The sequence below is a fragment of the Mycobacterium sp. 1081908.1 genome (assembly GCF_001673535.1).
Lineage (GTDB): Bacteria > Actinomycetota > Actinomycetes > Mycobacteriales > Mycobacteriaceae > Mycobacterium.
This window is the reverse complement of the sequence record NZ_LZLY01000097.1, coordinates 63,308-82,999: the sequence shown is the minus strand read 5'-3', so window position 1 is coordinate 82,999 and position 19,692 is coordinate 63,308. Positions and strand designations below refer to the sequence as shown.

Here is a 19,692-nt window from a genome sequence, read left to right as displayed (position 1 = left end):
GTTGTTACAACGGCTAGTCCCGAGGGAGCCCGGTGCCCGTCGCGCGGCGATACGACACGCTTCTCGCCAAAGGTGAGGACCGCAAGCAGCGGATTCTCGATGTCGCACAACGCCTGCTCACGCGCAACGGCTGGCGTAACACCACGCTCGCCCAAATCGCCGGAGAGGCCGGCGTGACCCCGGCCGGCCTGCTGCACCACTTCGAATCCAAGGAGCAGCTGCTGCACGCGGTGCTCGACGCCCGTGACGCTGACGACGACTCCCACGCGGACCGGGCCGGCGATCTGATGGTCGAGATCGCCCGGGTCGCCGATCGCTTCACGCGGGCACCCGAGATGGTCGGCACGTTCACCGTGCTGCTGATCGAAAACATCGATCCCGAGGCCCCGCTGCACGACCGCATGCTGTCCCGACAGCGTCAAGCCATCGACATTGTGGGCGACCTCATCCGGCGCGGCCAGGCCGACGGCCGGTATCGCACCGACATAGACCCGGCCGCCAAGGCAGTGGAAATTCTGGCCTTCGTCCACGGAATGGAAACAATATGGTTGCTCGACCCTTCGATACCGCTGACCGACGCGTTCAAGGAGTACACGGAGGCGCTGGCGCGGGACTTCGCGCCGCCGACGACCAACGGGAAGACATGAGGTACCGCCTCGACGTCGTCGCCTCCAGCGTCGTCGACGTGGTGCGGTTCGCGGGCGGCTGGCTCTTCGACCGCTCGATGGCGGGATGGGACGTCACCGTGCTGCTGACCGACCTGGCCGACTGCCCGGACCTTCGGCCGCTGCAGATCATCGGGGCCCGGACGCTCGACCTCGAGGACGCGCTCGCCGCCGTCAAATCGCGGCCGCGCCCCCAGGCGCTGGCGGCCGCGGCGGACCTGTTCGGGTGCGACTCCCGGGTGCGGCAGGGGGTATTGCAAGCCCTCGACCACGGCGTCACCGAGGTCACCCTGTGGGGCGAGAGCTGGCCGGCCGAGCTGGACGACAGCGTTGGCCTGGTACAACACCGGCTGAGCATGGCGGCCAAGATCTTCAAGGGCCAGGCGCTCGCGGCGGCGGCCGCGCCGCACGGGTCGATCGACTACCTCGAAACCTTCCGAAGCGGGCTGCTGGCCTGGCCGTCGGTCGCCGCCGACCTGGTCCCCGCGGGCTAGTCACCCCTTCCAACTCGGCAGCCTGCCGTTTGACGACGACTGGGCCGTGTGGAAATGTAATACTCATCTCTGAGAGGCTCATTCTCACTGCTGAGATTCGAACGGAGCGACACGGTGAACGACCTCACCAAGATGGATTTCTTCCGCGGCAAAGAGCTCATCGCGGACCCATACCCCTATTACGAGGCGCTGCGGCAGCAATGCCCGGTCACCAGGGAACCCCACCACGGCGTCACCATGGTGACCGGCTGGGAGGAAGCCTGCGCCGTGCTGAACGACGCCGAGACGTGGTCCTCCTGCACGTCAGTGACCGGCCCGTTTCCCGGTTTCCCGGTGCCCCTGGACGGCCTGGGCGACACCGACATCACCGAGCTCATCGAGCAGCACCGCGACGAGCTGCCGTTCAGCGACCAGCTGCCCACGCTGGATCCGCCGACCCACACCAACCACCGCTCGCTGCTGATGAGGCTGATCACCCCGAAGCGCCTCAAGGAGAACGAGGACGCGATGTGGGCGCTGGCCGACCAGGCGCTCGACGATTTCCTGGCGCCCGGCCGCGGCGACTGGATCAAGGGCTTCGCCGGCCCGTTCACGCTGCTGGTGATCGCCGACCTGCTGGGCGTGCCCATGGAGGATCGCGACAAGTTCGTCAAGGGCATCGCCGAGCATGCGGGGGGCGGCATCGGGGGCACCGGCAAGGAGTCGCTGTCACACAGTCCGCTGGAATTCCTTTACGGCCTTTTCTCCGACTACGTCAGGGACCGCCGCCGCGAGCCCCGCGACGACGTGCTGACCGGCCTCGCGACCGCCACCTTCCCCGACGGCTCGATTCCCGACGTCGAAGACGTCGCCCGTGTCGCCAGCAACGTCTTCTCGGCGGGCCAGGAGACCACCGTGCGGCTGCTCGGCGCCGCGCTGCAGACGATCGCGGAGCGCCCGGACATTCAGGCGCAGCTGCGCAGGGACCGCAGCCTGATCCCCAACTTCATCGAAGAGTCGCTTCGCCACGAAAGCCCGGTCAAGGGCGACTTCCGGTTGAACCGGGTGCCCGTCAACGTCGGCGGCGTCGACCTGCCGGCGGGCACCACCGTGATGATCGTGCAGGCGGCCGCGAACCGGGATCCGCGACGCTTCGAGGACCCGACCACATTCGATCCGGGCCGCAAGAACGCCCGCCAGCACATCTCGTTCGGCCGGGGGATCCACAGCTGCCCGGGCGCGCCGCTGGCGCGGGCCGAGACCCGGGTGGCGATCGAGCGGCTGCTCGACCGGACGTCCGACATCAGGATCGACGAGACCGTTCACGGCCCGGCGAATGACCGCCGCTACCAATATGTTCCGACCTATATCCTGCGCGGCCTGACGGAACTGCACCTGGAGTTCACGCCGGCATGAAAGTTTCGGTTGACGACCAGCGCTGTCGCGGTCACGGCGTGTGCACGACGCTGTGCCCGGAAGTCTTCAGCCTGACCGACGATGGTTACGCCGAAGCGATAGCGTCAGACGTCCCAACGCAATTCGAAGCGGCCACCGAGGAGGCCATCGAATGCTGCCCGGAGCAGGCGATCAGCAAGATCTGACCAAACCCGCACGCAGGTAAGGAGATTCGAGTGGCTAAGGGGCCGAAGGGGTACGTCATCCTGACCGAGGCCGTCAAGGATCCGGAGGGAATGAAGGCCTACGGTCGGGCCGCGGGAGCGGCGATGGGTGGCGTCAACATACTGGCGGTCGACACCGCTCCCAAGGTCATCGAGGGCGCCTGGCATGGCGACCAGACCGTCGTGCTGGAATTCGACTCGGTGGACGCGGCCCGGGCGTGGTACGAATCCGAGGCCTACCAAAAGGCGGCGAAGCTGCGCCAATCGGCGGCGGACTGCAACGCGGTCATCGTCGCCGGATTCGAGACACCCGCGGCCGCTACTCCTTGATGGAGATCGCCTGCCGGGGGCATTGACGGACGGCCTCGCGCACGTCCGATTCGATCTCCGGGGTGACTTCCTCCTGCAACACGGTCAGCATGTCGTCGTCGCCGAGGTGGAAAACCTCCGGGTTGATGCCCATGCAGACGCCGTTGCTTTCGCAAAGCCCCCAGTCGACTTCGATTTTCTTCGTCATTGGGATTCCCCTTACCGAAGTATCTTGACGGGTACATTCTTCCAGCCGGCGACGTTCTGCATGTTCACCCGTTTGCACCCCGCCCAGTCCACCTCGTAGCGAGGCATGAAGTCGAGCAGCCGCTCCAGCGCGAGCCTGCTTTCCAGGCGGGCCAGCGCCGCGCCAAGACAGCTGTGAATTCCGTATCCGAGACCCAGATGTTGCGCCTCGGTCTGGTCGCGCTCGATGTCGAAGGTCTCGGCGTCGGTGAAGGCCTCCGGGTCGCGGTTCGCGGCCGCGCCGCAAAGGAAAACCGGCTTGCCCGCGGGAATCACGCCACCACTGACGTGCGCCTCCTTGAGGGTGTAGCGCACGTTGTATTGGACCGGCCCCTCGTAGCGCAACAGCTCTTCCACCGCACCGGGAATCTTGCTGCGGTCGTCCTGGAGCTTCTGCCACTGGTCGGGATGACGGGCGAAGATCACCGCGGCGTTGCCGAGCAACTTGGTGACGGTCTCGGCGCCCGCGCCGCCCAAAAGGGTGGCGAACGCGGTGATTTCGATGTCGTCGAGCTTGCGGGGCTCGCCGTTGTCGCCGGGGACCTCGGCTGCGATCAGCCGGCTGATCATGTCGTCCTGCGGCTCCGCGCGCCGCTCCTGGATGAGGCCGAAGTAGTACATCGCGGTATCGATGTTCGCCTGCATCCCGGCTTCGCTGATCTCGATCTGCCCGGGTTCGTGATGCAGGCTGGTGTCGATCCAGTGTCGCACCTGCTGACGGTATTCCTCGGGAACGCCGGCCATCCGGGTGATGACTTCCACCGGGAACGGCCCGGAGAAGTCCTGCACGACGTCGAAATTGTCGGGATCCGCGGCGCCGAGGTACTTGTCGATCACCTCGACGATCGTCTCGACCTGCGATTGGATGGCCCGCGGCGTGAACGCCTTGTTGAGCAGGCTGCGCATGTGGCGGTGTTCCGGCGGGTCCATGAAGATGATCGACTTCTGCTCGGGGGAGATCCCTCGCCGCACCATCGCCAGGTCGCAGCCGCGCGCCGAGGAATACGTCTCGAAGTCCTTGAACCCGGCCGCGACGTCCTCATGGCGGGTCAGCGCGTAGAAGTCCTCTTTTTCGTCGTAGTACAGCGGTGCGTCCTCGCGCATCCGCCGATATATCTCGAACGGATTGTTGAAGAACTCCTCGGAGAACGGATCGAAGACGACCTTGGGCTTGGTCACTGCATGCTCCTCATCGGCGGGCTGAACCGTTACAGCGGATTGCCTGACTGTAACGCTAACGGTAGCGGTTTCGTGACGCGGCGAAAAGACCAAAACACCACCATGTCAGACCTTCCCGCCGACCTCTACGGCATTGATGACTTGCTCCAGTGCTCCCAGGTCGCCGCCCAGTTCCGCGGCGATGCCACGCACCACCGCCACGTCCTTGGCGACGAATTCGCCTACTACCTCGACGAACGAGCTGACGGAGCCCCGGGCGGCGACGATGTCCAGCACGCGGCTGGTGGCGCTGCCGTGTGGCAGGGCCTTCAGCAGTGTCGATTCCGGGACGCCCAGGCTCTCGCCCAGCCGGATGGACTCCGCGAGCAGCCCGATATGGCCGGCGAACAGCGCGTTGTTGACCAGCTTCACCCTCTGGCCGGCGCCGACCGGCCCGACGTGCAGGACCGGATCGCCGTAGCAGCCCAGCACGGTTCGCGCTCGGTCCACGGTGTCGGCAACACCGCCGACGAAGAGGGTCACCCGGCCTGCGGCGATGTCGTGCGGGCCACCGCTGACGGGGGCGTCGACCACGCCGACGTCGCCGGCGCGGGCGGCGATGGCCTCGATCGTTTTCGGGCTGGCGGTGGTATGCACCACCAGCGTGGAACCCGGCCGCATCGTGCGAAGCAGGGGACCGTCCAGGCAGACCTGCCGGACCTGTTCGTCGGTGAACACGCAGACCACTGTGACGTCGGCCCACGGACCGAGCTCGCCAAGGTCGCCCACCGCGTGGGCGCCGAGCTGGGCGAGATCGCGGCGCCGTGCGTCCGTCCGGCTCACGACCCGGACGTGGTGGCCGGCGCCGACAAGCCGGGCCACCATGGGGCGTCCCATCCGGCCCGCGCCGATGAAGCCGACCTTCACCGGGCCTTTCATCGGGGGTGCCCCATCAGGGTCAGCGTGGCGTCGGCCGCGTCGAGCACGGCGCCCCCGCCGGCCGCGGCGCGCTCGGCGAGTTCGACGATTAACCGGACGTCCTTCTGCAGCAGCGTCCCGGCCAGGCCCGCCAGCCGGTCCAGGCCGCCGATCCCGCCAAGAGCGTTGAGCGCGAAGCTGTTTGCGCTGCCACGCGAGACGACTTCGACGAGCCGATCCGGGGAGACGCCCAGCTCGTTGGCAAGCGACAAGGTGGCGGCCGCCGTACCCAGGTTGGCGGTGAACAGCAGGTTGTTGAGCAGTTTGGTCGTTTGCCCGGAGCCCAGGTCGCCGAGGTGAACGACGGGGTCGGCGTAGGTTTCGAAGACCGGGCGGCAGCGCTCGACGACCTCCGCGTCACCGCCGACCATCACCAGCAGACGGCCCTCTGAGGCGGCCGGACCGCCGCCACTGACCGGCGCATCGATGACCGAAACGCCATGAGCATAAGCGCGTTTCGCGAGCTCGCGGCAGGTGTCGGGGTGCACCGTGCTGTGTATTGCGATGACGCTTCCCGGCGTCATCGCCGCCAGCAGCCCGTCCGCGCCGCCGGTGAGTTCCTCGATGTCGGCGTCGCCGACGACGCAGAGGCAGACCAGATCGCTCGCCGCGGCCAGATCGGCCGGCGACGTGGCGAGGGTCGCCGGCGTGTCGGCGAAGGGCTCCAGCGAGGCGGGCCGGCGCGCCCAGAGCGTCGTCTTGTAGCCGCCCTCGACGATCCGGCGCGCCATGGGGCCGCCCTGACTGCCCAGCCCGATGAATCCGACTTTCATCCGGCCTCCAAATCGGATTCTGTTTCGGATGGACGCGCGGCCGCGCATTCCTCCACGAACGCAAGGACTTTGGCGTGGTAGTCGGGGGCGGTGTGGCCCAGGCTGATGTTGTGCCCGGCTTCCGGCTGTCTGTGCACGACGAATCGCGGCACGGCGGAAAACATGGCGCTGATCTCGGTCACCGCCGACTCATCTGCCTGCCAGACCTTTTCGTGCTCGGCGATGCTGAAATGCACCGGGACGCGAACGGCGGGCGCGAGCTCCGGGAAGGTTTGGCGGGCCCAGTCCGAGACCATCTGGTCCTCATAAGCCGGCGCCGACGGGGAGACCGTCGCGCCGCCGAGGACCTCGGGCGGGTACAGCTCCGCCGGGCTCCACAGCAGGTCGCGCATGCCCGGCGGGCGGCGTTCGCGGGTCGCCGTTCTCAGTATTTCCCGGGCCGCGGGGTGGTAGTGCCGACCCGTCCCGGCGAGCTCGATGCCCAACAGGTCGGCGCCGCGCTCGTCGGCGGCCATCCGCATGGTCAGCTCGCAGCCGCCCGAATGGCCCCAGACGAACAACCCTGCGCCGCTTGGTCGTTCCCCAAGGATGCGGTCGATCGCCCCGTAAGCCAGGTTGACGCGCTGCTCGCCACGGGCCATCGCCTCGGGATAAGGCGCCGAGCTGCCATAGCCGGGCCGGTCGAGCGCCACCACGGTGAAACCCGCTGCCGCGCCGGTTCGTAACAACGAGTACGAGGGGTGGCCCGGGCAGTCGAAATAGACGGCGGTGGTGCCGCCGCCGTGGATGGCCACGATCACGGCCTTTGGCCGCTCCGCTTCGCAGACAATCGCCGACATGGGCACGCCGTCGACGATCACCAGCCGGGGACGCGGCGGGCTCATGCGTCGGCCCGCAACAGCAGGACCCCGCTCGGGGTGAGACCGCCGCTACTGACCACCCCGACGCGGGCGTCGGCGACCTGCCGGTCACCGGCCTCCCCGCGCAGCTGGCTGATCGCTTCGTGTAGCAGGCCCATGCCGTGGGTGCGGCCGTGCGACAGCTGGCCGCCGTGGGTGTTGAGCGGCAGCAGCCCGTCGCGGGCGATGTTCTTGCCCCCGTCGAGGAATTCCTTGGCCTCGCCGATGCCGCAGAACCCCAGCGCCTCGATCCAGGACAGGCAGTTCATGGTGAACCCGTCGTAGAGCTCGGCGACGTCGACGTCGGTGGGCCGCAACGAGGTGCGCGTCCACACGTGGGCGGCCTGGCCCAGCACCTGTGGCTCGTGGGTGAGAGTGCTTTGGTCCCAGTCGATTCGCTCGATGATCTGCGTGCCGACCGCCTCCACCAGGACGGGCGGCTTGGCCAGGTCGTGGGCGGCGTCGACGGCGGAGACGATGACGGCGATCGCGGCGTCGCACGGCACGTCGCAGTCGTAGAGGCCGAACGGGGTGGTGATGGGCCGCGCGCCCAGGTAGTCGTCCATCGTCATCGGGGAGCGATACACCGCGGTCGGATTGAGTTCGGCGTTGGCGCGCTGGTTCAGCGCGATCCAGCCCAGCGTCTCTTTCGTCGTGCCGTAACGGTGAAAGTGCCGCTGCGCGTTCATCGCCAGCGTGTGGGCGGCCGACGTGGCGCCGAACGGGAACGTCCAGCCCGCCATGCGGCCCATCGACGGGGTGATCTTGCCCTGCTTCATCAGCTCGCCGTGGGTGGCTTCCCACAGCGTCCGGAAGCACAGCACGTGACGGGCCAGCCCGCAGGCGACGGCGAGCATCGCGGCGATCACCGATCCACCCGGGCCGAACGTTTCGATCCCGCCGTTGTGCCACGTCGGCCGGATCCCCAGCGCCGCCTCCAGCGCGGTGACCCCGCCCTCGCCGAAGCCGCCGAGGTTGCCGCCGCCGGGGTACGTGGACAGCCCGTCGATGTCGGCGAACGTGAGCCCGGCGTCGGCGATGGCCGCCTCGCACGCCTGCACCGTCAGGGCCAGCGGCGGCTGCATCAGCCGGCGACCGATCGGCGACATGCCGATCCCGGTGAGCGCGACCTTGTCTTCGAACTTCTCCGCCGTGAGCATGGGCCGCACGTGTTCCCCAAAGCGCTCCGGCGCGATCTCGTCGGACGGCAGGGGAGCGGGTTCGGCATCGGGAACCGGCCGGAACAGCGGCAGCCAGACGTCCTCGATCTGCTCGAAGACGACCTCCACCTGTAGACCGAGCTCGAGCCGATCCGGTTCGCACTCAACGATGTTGGTGGTCAGCCGGACGCGCGGGTCCTCGGCGATCGCCACCTGGGCGACGACGTACGGGGCCGGCATCCCGGGCAGGCTGAACCGATGATTGATGGTGAACCCGGCGAGCGTCGCGCGGCCGGAGACGGCCCGCACTCCCACTTCCCGGGATCGGCAGTAGCGGCACACCGGCGCCGGCGGATGGATCAGCGAGTCGCAGGTCTTGCATTCCTGCAGCCGCAGCGTGCCGTCGGCGCCCGAAGTCCAAAAGAACTCGTTGTCCTGCGTGATCAGGGGCAGCGGGCGTCCGGTCAACGCGTGAAACCCCATTCGGCTTCGTTCGCCTCGGTCTTGACGTGCGCGGCCGGGTCCTCGTCGGTGCTCGGCGGTGGCGGCACGTCGTCCGGGCGGCGTTCGTCCATTTCCATGATGGCGTGCACCGGGCAGTCCATCAGGGCGCGCATCACCGCGTCGCGGTCGGCCTCGGGCACGTTGCCGTCCCCGATCAGGCGCGCGTATCCCCAGTCGTCGAGCGAGAAGTATTCGGGCGCGTGTTTGGCGCAGATGCCGAAGCCGTCGCAGAGGGTGCGGTCCAGATGGATTCTCACGCCCCCGCTCACGCGTAGATCACCGCCTCCACCTCGTAGGGTCGCCCGGCGCTAAACACGTTGGCGCGGCACGGTTCACAGGAATTGTCCAGATGCTGCGCCACCGCCTGCGGAAACTGGTCGAGCATGCTGGCGGCCACGTTGGTGGCGGCGTCCAGGGTGGCGCAGGCTCCGCGCCCGCGCAGCGTCACCGACCAGTGGCGCAGCCGGTCGAGGTCCTCGGGGGTGGCGGCGCCGTCGCGGAGCGCGCCGGCGGCGGCGGCCATCGCGGCGGTGCCGTTGAAGCACGAACCGCATTGGCCCGCGTTTTCGCGATCGAAGTAGGCCAGCACGGACGCGGCGACCGCCACCGGGCAGTCGTCGGCGATCACCGCGATCGCGCCGCAGCCCAGCCCGCTGCCGAGGCCCCGGAACGTCTCGTGGTCCAGCGTGGCGTCCAGCACGCTGCGGTTGAGCAGCCCGGCGAAGTAGCCGCCCAGCAAAGCGCCCTGCACACGATCGGGCGAAACACCGTGCAGGGCAAGCAGATCGCGGAAAGGCAGGCCGTGCGGGACCTCATAAAGGCCCGGTGGCCGACCACCGCCGGTCAAGGTCACCAGGAACGTGCCGGGCGAGGCCGGCGTGCCCAGCGAGCGGAACTCGCCGGCGCCGTGCCGCTGCAGGTAGGGCAGGTTGGCCAGGGTCTCGACGTTGCTCACCAGGGTGGGTCGCCCGCCGACGCCCTGCTGAAATGGCCGCGGCGGCTTGTCCGTCGGCTTGACCGGGCCGCCGTTGATCGCGCGGGTGACCGCGGTCTCCTCGCCGGCGATGTACCCCGGGGCGACGTTGACCAACTCGATCGCGACGTCGCCGGCCGCGCGCTCCGCGAGCGCGGCCTGGACACTGCGGGCCGATTCGGCGTCGGACAGGTAGACGTAGGCGCGGTCGGCCGCCACCATCGCCGCGGCCAGCCGAAGCCCGTCGAGGACCAGGTGCGGCCGGTGCCGCAGCAGCCAGCGATCCTTGATCGAGGCGGGTTCGCCCTCCTCACCGTTGGCGACGACGACCGAGCCGCCCGCCACGCGCCCGTTGTCACGCACGGCGCGCAGCTTCACCGCCATCGGAAAGGCCGCGCCGCCCCGGCCCTGCAGCCCGCTGCGTTCGACTTCGCCGAGCAGTAGATCGGGGTCGCCGAGCGGACGATAGCCGCCGAGTTCGAGATAGGCCGCGTAGCTTTCCCTGTCGTGGCGGGGTTGATCGCCCAGCAGGCGCGACGGGCAGCCAGGCCAGGCCGTGACGCTGGTTTCCATCACTTGCTCTCCATGGTCGCGGTTAGTCTGTCGCACATGCGAACCGCGGTAGTGCGCGTCAACGTCGATCCTTCCGGCGTGCTCACGGCCGTACAGCTAGCAGACGGCATGACCGCACTCCTCGGGCTTGCCGGCGAGCGGGGCATCGAAGTGGTCGAGAACAATCTGGCGGACATGCCGGCCGGTCGCCGCGAGGTGGAGGTGCTCGTCGCCGGCGACGATGCCGACACTGTCAAGCGCGTCGGAGTCGAGCTGTGCGCCAGGGCATTTAGCACCGCGCCGGTGGCCGGCGTGGTCACGTTCATCAGCAGGGGAACCGACGACGACGCGCATGGCGTGCTGGCCGCGTTCGGGCTCGTCGGCGAGGTCGTCCGCACACCCGGCGACGAGGGCTTCGACATCGTCCATGTGACCCTGCGCGAGGCCGACCTCGATCGCGTTCCGGAAAGCCGCATTCACACGGCCCTCGAGGCGTCGCTCAACTGCGAGGTCCACATTCGCACGGGGTAACCGCATCAGGAACCCAGGAATTCGAGGATCGCGGGGGCGGCCTGCACCCAGGTGTCGAACATGTTGAAGTGCTGCACCCGGCCCGCGGCGCGGTCTTCGGACGCCCGCTCCCAGGCGTCCTCCGGCCAGGGCGGGTCGATCAGCTTGGAGCCCTTGATCAGGCAGCTGACCTCGAGCGACGTCCGCTTGGGGTGATCCATGTCGTTCTCGCCGCCACGAATGATCAACGTGGGAACCCTGATTCGATCGAACATTTCGTCCTCGACACCCGGGATCGTCTGTCCGGGCTTGGAGACGAACGCATTCAGCCAGCGCAGCATGACCTTGAGAAACTCGTCTTTGTCGAAGTCGAGGAACCGCTGCTTGTTGTCGGGGTTCTGCTCGATGCGCTCGCGCCATTCCTGCACCTTGACCACGCCGTCCATCCCGGTGCCGCGCACCGCGAGAATGCTCGGGATGATGTAGAAGGAGCCCAGCACGAACGTGCCGTAGATGCCGCCGACGATGTTCCACACCACGAGTTTGGTGACCATCTCGGGGTAGAGCATCGTCGTAAGCATCGAATCCCTTGCGCCGCCGGATCCTCCGGCGAGGATGCAGCGCTCGAAGCCCAGACCCGTGACCAGCTTGTGCAGCGTCTCGGCCCGCATGTGCGACTCGCTTTGGCCGTAGAACTGCACGTCCGAGGCCCCGCAGTTGGGCCGGTCCCACAGCAGCACCCGATAGCCGCCGGCGGCCAACGCATCGGCCAGCGGGCGCAGGCCCTCGATCTCTTTGCTGAACCGCCCGCCCGGCGTCAGCGCAATGAGATCGCCCGTGTCGCCGAGGATTTCGTAGACAACGTTTCCGCCATTCACCTCGATAGTCGACACAGATGCTCCCGTCGCGTCACGCCATCACCAGAACGTCGTTGCCGACGACTCGCACCGGATAGGTGCGGATGCTCCACTCCGGCTTGACCGCCGTCGTGCCGGTCGCCAGCTCGAAACCCCATTGGTGCCAGGGGCAGTAGATGTACTCCAGGTCCCGCACCATCACCGCGTCGCCGGCGGCGGTCTCGTCGACGATGGTGCGTCCGCGGGCGCGTCCCGAGCACAGCGGACCGCCTTGGTGCGGGCAGTAATTCGCGATCGCGTAGAAGGTGCCGTTGACGTTGTAGACGCCGACACCGTGCCGGCCGATGGGCACCAGTTTGTGGCTGCCGGGCGGGATTTCGTCCACCGTCGCCACGACGTGCTCGCGGCCCTGAGCGAGTCGGGGCTGGGGCGGCCTGGCGGTTGCCCCTTCTTGTTCAGACGCCAACTCAGTACACCCGGGTTTGACCCTCGAGGACCGGCACGGTCTCCGGCAGGTGGTATGTCGCGATCCCGTTTTTGAACATCACCGCGTCGCGGGCCGCCTTGGGCAGGTGCTTGACCAGCCAGCGCGGGTCATCGAACGTCCAGTGCGGGTAGTCCGAGGAGAACAGCAGGATCTTGTCGCACTCCATCCACTCCAGGGCGCGGGTCAACTCGGTCTTGTCTTCCGGGTAGTCCAGCGGCTGGGTGGTGAACTTGATGTGTTCCTTGACGTACTCCGACGGCTTGCGCTTGATGTCCACCCGCGACTTGCGGGCCTCGTAGAGCGCGTCCATCCGCCACATCAACGGCAGGATCCAGGAAAACGCGTGCTCGACGAACACGATGCGCAGCGTCGGGAACCGGTCGAAGACGCCGTCGAAGATCAGGCTCATCACCTGGTTGGCGGCCAGCAGCGAGTAGGTCACCATGAAATCGTGGTTGTAGCTGGGCAGGCCGACCGGCGGTGTCGGCAGCATCTCGTAATTGCTCCGCGACAGGTGGCAGCTCACCGTGATGTCGTGCTTGGTGGCGGCCTCCCAGATCGGGTAGTACCTCGGGTGGCCCCATGACGGCCGCGGCTCTGCTTTGATCAGGATCTGCGCCATGTACGGGTGGCCCGCCCACGTCTCGATCTCGCGGGCCGCCCCGTCGGGGTCCTCGATCGCCGCGCAGATCGAACCGCGCCAGCGCTCGTGCCAGTTGTTGTGGCTGTCGAGCCAGTGGTTCGCCTGCCAATGGTTGAGGGCGGTCGAAAACGCCTGGTGCGCCTCGGCCAGGCGCGGTGTGCGCCCGCCCGGCTCCAGGATCGCGATGTCCGAACCCGCCTGCATGATCAACTGCCGGAACGCCATGTCCGGGTCGCTGCAGGCGAACTCGCCGTCGGGGGGGAAGGCGTCGGCGCGCATCGCGAACGTGTGTGCGTAGTCCGGGGCGTCGTAGTAGATCAGCTCGCCGACCTTGTGGTCCAGGAAGAACTTGCTGCGCCACGGCTCGGGGATGTACTGGGTCAGCTCGCCGCGCCTGGGCACCGGGTGGATGTCGGAGTCGACGCACCGGACGGCTATGCGCTCGGCGGCGGGGACCCGTTCGTGTATGTGAGTCAGCGTCATCTCTGTCTCCTCAGTCTCCCTTGTCCTTATTCTGCGACTAGCCCGCTGCCAGGTCGACTGAAATGTCGATCCCGTACAAGTTCGACGCGTTGCGCCAGCACAGCTTGTCGCGCTGTTCGGCGGACAGCGATGCCGGCAGCCTGCGGACGTCGTTGCTCTGCCAGTGCGGATAGCTGGAGCCGAACATCACCATGTCTTCCTTGCCGGTGAAGCCGAACCACTCGCCCGCGAAGTCGGCGTCGGGCGGACCGTCGAGGCTGCCCTGCACGAAATACACGTGGCCGGGGATGTAGTCGCTGGGGATGCGCGGCGCCCAGGGTGTCTGTTCCAGGTGGGGCCGGCCGAATGTGTCCATCCGCCAGATGAACGGCGTGAGGAAGTCCGCGGCGCCGTCGGCCCAGACGAACTTCAGGTTCGGAAAGCGCTCGAACACACCCTCGGCGATCATGTTCATCAGGTGATACAGGTAGTTCAGCGCCATGAAGCTGACGTACTGCTCGTAGGTCAGGGTGTGCCCGGACGGCGTCGGGGGAAAGCCGATGCCCTCGCCGGTTTCGATGTGCACCGCCACCGGCAGCCCCGCGTCGGCGGCGGCCTCCCAGAGCGGCCAGAACTGGGGCTTGCCGTACAGCTCGCGGGATTGCAGCGGGACGCCGATCTGGACGACGCGCGGGTGGGCACGCCACTTTTCGATCTCGCGCAGGGCGCCGGCGATGTCGTCGGGGTTGACCCGGACCGTGCCGCGGAAACGCTCGCCGAATTCGGCGGAGTCCAGCCACCGCGACACCATCATCTCGTTGTGGGCGGCGTGCAGCGCGGTGCCCAGGTGACGGTCGGGCATGATGCCGCGTCCCATCGGATGCAGGATCGCCACGTCCACGCCGCGCTTCGAAAACAGTTCGTTGGCAACGAATTCCGGATCCGAACCCGGGTACTCGGGGTCCGGCCCCTCGGTGTTCGGCGCGTATTCGCCACCCGGCGCGCCGTACCAGTCCATCTCGTAGTCGGGGAAACCGCGGCTCTTGAACGGCTCGCGCAGGAAGGAGCGCAGGTCCTTGTTGGACGGAAAGAAGATGTGCACGCTCGCGTCGATCACCGGCGTGCGGGTTCCGTCAGCGTGTTCGATCACGTAAGCCGTCCCTTGGCTCGGCAAGCCAGAGTGAGCCCGATGAGGGCATCTGATAGATAAACTAACATTCTCGTCGGTCGCCAATCAACGGTGTTTTCGGTAAGCATTTCGGTTAATCATCGGCCCTGGTAGCCAGTGATTTCGCGATCATTCGGGTAAGTAGCGTTCTTGAATAAGGATAATAGCATTCTCCCTGTTGTCGACAGGTGCCCGGCCGGCGCATGCCAGGTGCCGGAGGCGGCCCCCGGCGGGCGGTACGATCCGCCGGGTGAGGGCCGTGCACGCGTCGATGGTGCGCTGGACCGGCCTGCTGTTCGTGATCGGTGCGGCGCTGTTCGCGCTCGGTGTCCTGCTCTCGCTGTTGCCCGCGTCGCCGCCGCTCCTCTCGGCGGTGACCTACGCGATCGGGGCGGTGTTCTTCACCGCCGCCGCGACCCTCCAGCTGGGCCTCGCCCGGCGGGAGCTGCCCGAGGCCGAGCGGCGCTCGCTCCCGTTGCGGGCGCGCACTACCGATTGGCTGGCCGCGGCGATCCAGTTGCTGGGGACGGTGCTGTTCAACATCAACACCGTCGACGCCGCGGTGACGATCGGCGCGCGCCCGGAGCTCATCGACGTCGACGTGTGGGTGCCCGACATGGTCGGTTCCGTCGCGTTCCTGGTCTCCTCGGCCATTGCGATCGTTCCCGAGGTCCGGACCCGAAGGCACTCCCACGTTGCCAGCGCCTCGCAGCGCATAGCTTTCCTCAACTTCGCGGGATCCGTCCTGTTTCTCGCCTCGGCCGTCGGCGCCCTGGTGTTGCGCTCGGGGGCTGACGTCAGCCTCGTGTGGGCCAACGTGGGTACGTTCTTCGGCGCCCTGTGCTTCCTCGTCGCCGCGTGGCTGTTCGGCTGGCCCCCAACGAAATTCGCTGCCGCGGACGGCTAGCCCGGCGCCGGGCCCGCTTGTCCCACGGTGACGCCGGCGGCCTTCTCGAACGGTTTGATCACCGTCGTGAAATCGGAATCCGGCCCTTCCTCGAGCGCGGCGGCCTCCCAGAGCCGGCCCACCGTTTCGGCGACGTCGGCCGGTGCGCCGAGCGCTTTCACTTCGTCGAGATACAGCCGCACGTCTTTGACCATCAGCCCGGTGGCGAAGCCGTAGTCGAAGGTGCGCGGGAGGATCGCGCGGGGGAACTTGTCGCGGCTCGCGCTCGTCGCGCCCGAGCCCGCGTTGAGCACCTCGATCATCACGCCCGGATCGAGTCCGGCCTTCACGCCCATCACGACGACCTCCGCCGTTGCCAGCAAAACGTTGGCCGCCAGGATGTTGTTGGCGAGCTTCATCGTTTGCGCCGAGCCGGGTTTCTCCCCGACATAAAACGGTCGGCCGATCGCCTCGAGAGCGGTTCGTACGGCGCCGAATTCGTCGTGTGGTCCCGACACCATGACGGCGAGCGAGCCCTTTTCGGCTCCGCCGACGCCACCGCTGACCGGGCTGTCGATCGCCGCGATGTTGCGTCGCGCCAGCAGGTCGTGGATGCGCACCGCGGTTCGGCTGCCGACGGTCGAGAAGTCGACATAGCGCTTGACGCGCGAACCCTCGATCACCCCGGTGGCGCCGGTGGCGACCTCGAGGGACGCGGCCGGCGTCGGGAGGCTGGCCAGCACCGTCTCGACCCGATCGGCGACCTGTTTCGACGAGTCCGCGGCGCGCGCCCCGAGGGCGACGAGGCGCTCGAGCGCCGCGCCGTTGGTGTCGAAGGCGACGACGTCGTGGCCTTGTTGGATGAGGCGACGCGCCATGGGAAAGCCCATGTTCCCCAGCCCGATGAAGCCGACCTCCATTGCGAACCCCTAGCCCTCATCCACTTCGGCAAACGCCTCTCGCGCGATGCGGAAGCTGTCGACGGCGGCCGGCATGCCGGCGTAGATGGCGACCTGGAGGAAGATCTCGCGAATTTCATCGCGCGTGACGCCGTTGGTCAGAGCCGCCTTGACGTGTGTCCGTAATTCGTTGGGGCGGTTCAGGACCGAAATCATGGCCAGGTTGAGCATGCTGCGGGTCTTTAGGGCCAGTCCGTCTCGTCCCCACACCGCGCCCCAGCAATACTCGGTGACGAGGTCTTGCAGTGGCTTGGTGAAGTCGTCCGCGCCGGCCAATGCTTGGCTGACATACGCCTCGCCGAGCACGGCGGAACGAATTTCCAGGCCCCGTTGGTACGTTTCGCGATCCAATGGTCTTCTCCTTCGGGTTCGGTGCGAGGACGAATCGTACGGGAGCGCGTCTACCTCAGAGGCGCACGACGACGGTCTTGGTCGCCGTGAACATGTCGAGCGCCTGGTAGCCCTTTTCGCGGCCGTACCCGGACTTCTTGAAGCCCCCGAACGGCAGCTCCACGCCGCCGCCGGCGCCGTAGGTATTGACGTAGACCTGGCCGGCGCGGATGTCGGCCGCGAGTCGGTGCGCGCGGGACAGGTCCGCGGTCCACACCGCGCCCAGTAGGCCGTACTGGGTGCCGTTGGCCAGCCGGATAGCCTCGTCCTCGTCGAAGAATCGGTTCACCGTGAGCACCGGACCGAAGATCTCCTCTTGCGCGATCGGCGACGCCGGATCGACCTCGGCGATCACCGTTGGCACAAAGTATGCACCGTCCGCCAGTTGAGCATCGTCCGGAGGTGCGCCGCCGCAGAGGATTTCACCCTGGATGTTGTCGGAGACCATTGACTGCACCCGGCGCTGCTGCTTGCGAGATATCAGCGGTCCGAGATCGTGATCCTCGATCCCGGGGCCGATCGTCGCCGACGACATGAGCCGGCAGACCTTGTCGACCAAGGTGTCGTGAACCGAATCGTGCACCAGCAGCCGCGAGCCGGCCGAGCAGGTTTGACCGCCATTCTGCAGGATCGCGCGCACAATCGACTCGGCGGCACCCCCCAGGTTCGCGTCGGGGAAGACGATCTGCGGGGATTTGCCACCCAACTCGAGGACGGTCGGAACCACCCTGTCCGCGGCGGCATGGGCGACAACCGATCCGATCTGCGTCGATCCTACGAAGCCCAGGTGGTCGACGTCGGGGTGCGCCGCGAGTGCGGCGCCGGCCTCGGCGCCTATGCCGGTCACCACGTTGAACACCCCGGGCGCCAGCCCCGCCTGAACCGCGAGGCGCGCCACTTCGACTGCAGTGCGCGGGGTTTCGTCGGCGGGCTTGACCACGGCGCAGTTGCCCGCCGCGATTGCTGGAGCCACGGCGCGCGCCAGCAACTGCATCGGATAGTTCCAGGCGATGATATGCCCGGTGACGCCCAAGGGCTCGCGTCGGGTATATACGTGCAAATCCGTTGACAGCGGGATGGTTTGACCGTAGTAGCTGTCGATGGCGTGGCCGTAGAAGCGGAAGTACCGTGCCGCGACGGTCGCGTCGCCGCGTGCCTGGGTCAGTGGCTTTCCGGTGTCCTCGCTTTCGATCCGGGCCAACCGCTCGTGGTTTTGGTCGATCAGGTCGGCCATCCGGGTCAGCAGCGTCGCCCGCTCGGCCGGCGACGTGTCGCGCCAGAGCTTGGATGCCGCGCGCGCCGCCGCGGCCGCCCGATCCACCTCGTCCGCACCGGCGCGGGCCACCGGGCCCAGCGGCCGGCCCGTCGCCGGGTCGATGTTGTCGTAGACCTCTGCTGACGCCACCGATGCGCCATCGATGAACGACTCTGTGATGGTCACGATGGCCCCTGACTCGATTGCGCCGTACCCACGGTTATCTATACGTCACTGTATATTTCTGTCAACCGGCCCGCTGGCGCCCGCGCCCGCCAAATAGGCAGAAGTGGACCAAAGTGTATATTTACTGGCTGTGGTGACAACGGCCCGGCGCGGACGCCCTACGCAGGCGGAAGCCAAAAAGCTGCATCAAAAACTGCGCAAGGCAGCCGTCGCGACCTTCGTCAAGAATGGCTATGACGGGACCACCATGGACGCGATCGCCAAAGCGGCCGGCATCACCCGCCGAACGCTGTATGCGCGCTACCCCGACAAACGCGCCGTTTTTCTCGACGTCATTCCCTGGGCGCTCACCCGTCGGACCGAGCGGGAAACGAACTACGACCTCGAGGACGGCGACCTGCGCGCCTCCCTGGTCGCCGTCGGCCGCGCCGGGCTCGCGCGGGCGATCGACCCGGACATCGTGCGCTTGACCCGAATCGCCATGAACGAATCGGCCCGGTTTCCCGAATTCGCCGTCAGCGCGCACTCGATGACCTGGTCGGCTCGGCATCGGCAGGTGATGGACGTGCTGCGCCGGCACCATGATGCCGGAACCATCGAGGTCGGAGATTTCGAGTCGACCGCGGGCCACTTCATCGCGATGATCGAACACCTGCCCGCGCGGCTTGCTGATTTCGGCATCTATCGCAGCGCCGAGGAAGAGGAGCGTCACCTGCAACACGCGGTCGATCTGTTTCTGTGCGGCATATTGCGCCGCAATTGATTTCGCGGACAATCAGCGAATGGCACTGCCCGGCCTCGTCCTGATACACGGCGGCGCGCATGCCGCCGACTGCTGGGAGCTCACCGTCGCCGAGTTGGCCCGCCAGGCACCCGGATTGCGTGTCCTCGCGGTCGACCTGCCCGGCCGCGCCGCCAGGCCGGCGGATCTGTCGACCGTCACGATCGCGGACTGGGTGAACTCTGCGGTCGCCGACGTGGATGCCGCCGGGTTCGGCGACGTTGTGGTCGCCGGGCATTCGATGGCCGGGCTGACCGTCCCGGGCGTCGTCGCCAAGCTGGGGGCCGCGCGGGTTCGCGAGATGATCCTGCTGGCGGCTTTCGTCCCGCCCCAGGGAAAGTCGGTCGTCGGCACCCTGCACGGGCCCCTGGCCCCACTGGCGAGGTCGGCGCGCAGGATCGAAAGAAGTTCATTCCCAATGCCGATCGCCCTCGCGCGATTCGCGTTCTGCAACGGCATGACACCTGAGCAGCGCGGCCTGACGTTGTCGCGGCTGTGCATGGAGTCGCCGAACGTGATCTTCGAACCCGCCGACCGCAGCGACCTGCCCGATGAGGTGCCGCGGACCTGGATCATGACAATGCGCGACCGGGCCTTGTCGGTCCGGCAGCAGCTCGCGGCGATCGAATCACTGGGCGGGGTCGACACGATGATCTGCATGAACGCCTGCCACGACGCGATGTTCAGCGAACCCAAATCGCTGGCCACGATCCTTGCCGAACGCTGCCGGCTCCGGGGCGACTGACAAGTCGCTGAAAATTGTCATTGACATTTGTCAATGAAATGCGCCACGATACCT

General features: G+C 67.4%; 24 protein-coding genes. 9 read left to right on the top strand and 15 right to left on the bottom strand.

Annotated features, from left to right (window positions below):
• Nucleotides 1-32: 32 nt before the first annotated feature.
• The 5 genes from A5655_RS14295 (at nt 33) to A5655_RS14275 (ending at nt 3,087) form a co-directional block, all read left to right on the top strand.
• Entirely contained in the window at nt 33-647 is a 615-nt protein-coding gene (locus A5655_RS14295; protein ID WP_067011085.1) for a TetR/AcrR family transcriptional regulator, read from the top strand.
• Entirely contained in the window at nt 644-1,159 is a 516-nt protein-coding gene (locus A5655_RS14290) for a hypothetical protein (protein WP_067011083.1), read from the top strand. Before A5655_RS14295 ends, A5655_RS14290 begins: the two co-directional genes overlap by 4 nt.
• Before the next feature lie 132 nt (nt 1,160-1,291).
• Nucleotides 1,292-2,554 (top strand): cytochrome P450, encoded by a 1,263-nt coding sequence (locus A5655_RS14285; protein WP_067011283.1) that lies wholly within the window; start codon nt 1,292-1,294, stop codon nt 2,552-2,554.
• The gene (locus A5655_RS14280; RefSeq protein ID WP_067011081.1) at nt 2,551-2,739 is read left to right on the top strand and encodes a ferredoxin; all 189 of its coding nucleotides are present in this window, start codon (nt 2,551-2,553) and stop codon (nt 2,737-2,739) included. The genes A5655_RS14285 and A5655_RS14280 overlap by 4 nt, the downstream gene beginning before the upstream one ends.
• A gap of 30 nt (nt 2,740-2,769) precedes the next feature.
• Complete coding sequence (locus A5655_RS14275) at nt 2,770-3,087, top strand: DUF1330 domain-containing protein (RefSeq protein WP_067011080.1); 318 nt, start codon at nt 2,770-2,772, stop codon at nt 3,085-3,087.
• On the opposite strand, the gene A5655_RS14270 is transcribed toward A5655_RS14275, so the two are convergent.
• The 8 genes from A5655_RS14270 to A5655_RS14235 form a co-directional block, all read right to left on the bottom strand.
• Nucleotides 3,077-3,274: a ferredoxin gene (locus tag A5655_RS14270; RefSeq protein WP_067011078.1), complete on the bottom strand. Its 198-nt coding sequence runs from the start codon at nt 3,272-3,274 to the stop codon at nt 3,077-3,079. The genes A5655_RS14275 and A5655_RS14270 overlap by 11 nt on opposite strands.
• Nucleotides 3,275-3,285: 11 nt before the next feature.
• Nucleotides 3,286-4,491, bottom strand: coding sequence for a cytochrome P450 (locus tag A5655_RS14265; protein ID WP_067011076.1), 1,206 nt, complete (start codon nt 4,489-4,491; stop codon nt 3,286-3,288).
• A gap of 105 nt (nt 4,492-4,596) precedes the next feature.
• The gene (locus A5655_RS14260) at nt 4,597-5,409 is read right to left on the bottom strand and encodes an NAD(P)-dependent oxidoreductase (RefSeq protein WP_082978660.1); all 813 of its coding nucleotides are present in this window, start codon (nt 5,407-5,409) and stop codon (nt 4,597-4,599) included.
• Entirely contained in the window at nt 5,406-6,221 is an 816-nt protein-coding gene (locus tag A5655_RS14255) for an NAD(P)-dependent oxidoreductase (protein ID WP_067011074.1), read from the bottom strand. Before A5655_RS14255 ends, A5655_RS14260 begins: the two co-directional genes overlap by 4 nt.
• The gene (locus A5655_RS14250; RefSeq protein WP_067011072.1) at nt 6,218-7,105 is read right to left on the bottom strand and encodes an alpha/beta hydrolase; all 888 of its coding nucleotides are present in this window, start codon (nt 7,103-7,105) and stop codon (nt 6,218-6,220) included. Before A5655_RS14250 ends, A5655_RS14255 begins: the two co-directional genes overlap by 4 nt.
• On the bottom strand, nt 7,102-8,763 hold the full coding sequence (locus A5655_RS14245; protein ID WP_067011070.1) for an OB-fold domain-containing protein: 1,662 nt from the start codon (nt 8,761-8,763) through the stop codon (nt 7,102-7,104). The genes A5655_RS14250 and A5655_RS14245 overlap by 4 nt, the downstream gene beginning before the upstream one ends.
• The gene (locus A5655_RS14240; RefSeq protein ID WP_197508694.1) at nt 8,745-9,041 is read right to left on the bottom strand and encodes a ferredoxin; all 297 of its coding nucleotides are present in this window, start codon (nt 9,039-9,041) and stop codon (nt 8,745-8,747) included. Before A5655_RS14240 ends, A5655_RS14245 begins: the two co-directional genes overlap by 19 nt.
• 8 nt (nt 9,042-9,049) lie before the next feature.
• A complete protein-coding gene (locus tag A5655_RS14235; RefSeq protein ID WP_067011281.1) occupies nt 9,050-10,330 on the bottom strand; it encodes an NADH-ubiquinone oxidoreductase-F iron-sulfur binding region domain-containing protein in 1,281 nt (426 codons plus the stop codon).
• Between the two features lie 36 nt (nt 10,331-10,366).
• On the opposite strand from A5655_RS14235, the gene A5655_RS14230 reads away from it, so the two are divergent.
• The gene (locus A5655_RS14230) at nt 10,367-10,840 is read left to right on the top strand and encodes a hypothetical protein (protein ID WP_067011065.1); all 474 of its coding nucleotides are present in this window, start codon (nt 10,367-10,369) and stop codon (nt 10,838-10,840) included.
• A 5-nt stretch (nt 10,841-10,845) separates the two neighbouring features.
• Here A5655_RS14230 and A5655_RS14225 read toward each other — a convergent pair whose 3' ends face one another.
• The 4 genes from A5655_RS14225 to A5655_RS14210 are packed head-to-tail and all read right to left on the bottom strand — an operon-like array spanning nt 10,846 to nt 14,418.
• Nucleotides 10,846-11,712 (bottom strand): alpha/beta fold hydrolase, encoded by an 867-nt coding sequence (locus tag A5655_RS14225; protein WP_067011064.1) that lies wholly within the window; start codon nt 11,710-11,712, stop codon nt 10,846-10,848.
• Nucleotides 11,713-11,728: 16 nt separating this feature from the next.
• Nucleotides 11,729-12,142 (bottom strand): Rieske 2Fe-2S domain-containing protein, encoded by a 414-nt coding sequence (locus A5655_RS14220; RefSeq protein WP_067011062.1) that lies wholly within the window; start codon nt 12,140-12,142, stop codon nt 11,729-11,731.
• A 1-nt stretch (nt 12,143) separates the two neighbouring features.
• Complete coding sequence (locus A5655_RS14215) at nt 12,144-13,289, bottom strand: amidohydrolase family protein (protein WP_067011061.1); 1,146 nt, start codon at nt 13,287-13,289, stop codon at nt 12,144-12,146.
• Nucleotides 13,290-13,326: 37 nt separating this feature from the next.
• The gene (locus A5655_RS14210) at nt 13,327-14,418 is read right to left on the bottom strand and encodes an amidohydrolase family protein (protein ID WP_067011059.1); all 1,092 of its coding nucleotides are present in this window, start codon (nt 14,416-14,418) and stop codon (nt 13,327-13,329) included.
• 268 nt (nt 14,419-14,686) lie between these two features.
• On the opposite strand from A5655_RS14210, the gene A5655_RS14205 reads away from it, so the two are divergent.
• A complete protein-coding gene (locus tag A5655_RS14205) occupies nt 14,687-15,343 on the top strand; it encodes a hypothetical protein (protein ID WP_156764858.1) in 657 nt (218 codons plus the stop codon).
• Here the strand turns inward: A5655_RS14205 and A5655_RS14200 are convergent.
• Genes A5655_RS14200 through A5655_RS14190 form a run of 3 tightly spaced genes read right to left on the bottom strand, consistent with a single transcriptional unit; the run spans nt 15,340 to nt 18,112 of the window.
• Nucleotides 15,340-16,242, bottom strand: a complete 903-nt coding sequence (locus tag A5655_RS14200) for an NAD(P)-dependent oxidoreductase (RefSeq protein ID WP_067011057.1) — start codon at nt 16,240-16,242, stop codon at nt 15,340-15,342. The genes A5655_RS14205 and A5655_RS14200 overlap by 4 nt on opposite strands.
• A 9-nt stretch (nt 16,243-16,251) precedes the next feature.
• Entirely contained in the window at nt 16,252-16,632 is a 381-nt protein-coding gene (locus A5655_RS14195; protein ID WP_067011055.1) for a carboxymuconolactone decarboxylase family protein, read from the bottom strand.
• A 55-nt stretch (nt 16,633-16,687) separates the two neighbouring features.
• Nucleotides 16,688-18,112: an aldehyde dehydrogenase family protein gene (locus A5655_RS14190; RefSeq protein ID WP_082978658.1), complete on the bottom strand. Its 1,425-nt coding sequence runs from the start codon at nt 18,110-18,112 to the stop codon at nt 16,688-16,690.
• A 124-nt stretch (nt 18,113-18,236) separates the two neighbouring features.
• On the opposite strand from A5655_RS14190, the gene A5655_RS14185 reads away from it, so the two are divergent.
• Both A5655_RS14185 and A5655_RS14180 read left to right on the top strand, forming a co-directional pair.
• On the top strand, nt 18,237-18,875 hold the full coding sequence (locus A5655_RS14185; RefSeq protein ID WP_067011279.1) for a TetR/AcrR family transcriptional regulator: 639 nt from the start codon (nt 18,237-18,239) through the stop codon (nt 18,873-18,875).
• Between the two features lie 19 nt (nt 18,876-18,894).
• Nucleotides 18,895-19,638, top strand: a complete 744-nt coding sequence (locus A5655_RS14180) for an alpha/beta fold hydrolase (protein ID WP_067011051.1) — start codon at nt 18,895-18,897, stop codon at nt 19,636-19,638.
• The last annotated feature ends 54 nt before the right edge of the window (nt 19,639-19,692 follow it).

Coding starts and splice junctions, on each gene's coding strand:
- A5655_RS14290 (WP_067011083.1), top strand. CDS start 644: ATGAGGTACCGCCTCGACGTCGTCGCCTCCAGCGTCGTCGACGTGGTG.
- A5655_RS14285 (WP_067011283.1), top strand. CDS start 1,292: ATGGATTTCTTCCGCGGCAAAGAGCTCATCGCGGACCCATACCCCTAT.
- A5655_RS14280 (WP_067011081.1), top strand. CDS start 2,551: ATGAAAGTTTCGGTTGACGACCAGCGCTGTCGCGGTCACGGCGTGTGC.
- A5655_RS14270 (WP_067011078.1), bottom strand. CDS start 3,274: ATGACGAAGAAAATCGAAGTCGACTGGGGGCTTTGCGAAAGCAACGGC.
- A5655_RS14260 (WP_082978660.1), bottom strand. CDS start 5,409: ATGAAAGGCCCGGTGAAGGTCGGCTTCATCGGCGCGGGCCGGATGGGA.
- A5655_RS14255 (WP_067011074.1), bottom strand. CDS start 6,221: ATGAAAGTCGGATTCATCGGGCTGGGCAGTCAGGGCGGCCCCATGGCG.
- A5655_RS14250 (WP_067011072.1), bottom strand. CDS start 7,105: ATGAGCCCGCCGCGTCCCCGGCTGGTGATCGTCGACGGCGTGCCCATG.
- A5655_RS14245 (WP_067011070.1), bottom strand. CDS start 8,763: ATGGGGTTTCACGCGTTGACCGGACGCCCGCTGCCCCTGATCACGCAG.
- A5655_RS14235 (WP_067011281.1), bottom strand. CDS start 10,330: ATGGAAACCAGCGTCACGGCCTGGCCTGGCTGCCCGTCGCGCCTGCTG.
- A5655_RS14230 (WP_067011065.1), top strand. CDS start 10,367: ATGCGAACCGCGGTAGTGCGCGTCAACGTCGATCCTTCCGGCGTGCTC.
- A5655_RS14215 (WP_067011061.1), bottom strand. CDS start 13,289: ATGACGCTGACTCACATACACGAACGGGTCCCCGCCGCCGAGCGCATA.
- A5655_RS14200 (WP_067011057.1), bottom strand. CDS start 16,242: ATGGAGGTCGGCTTCATCGGGCTGGGGAACATGGGCTTTCCCATGGCG.
- A5655_RS14180 (WP_067011051.1), top strand. CDS start 18,895: ATGGCACTGCCCGGCCTCGTCCTGATACACGGCGGCGCGCATGCCGCC.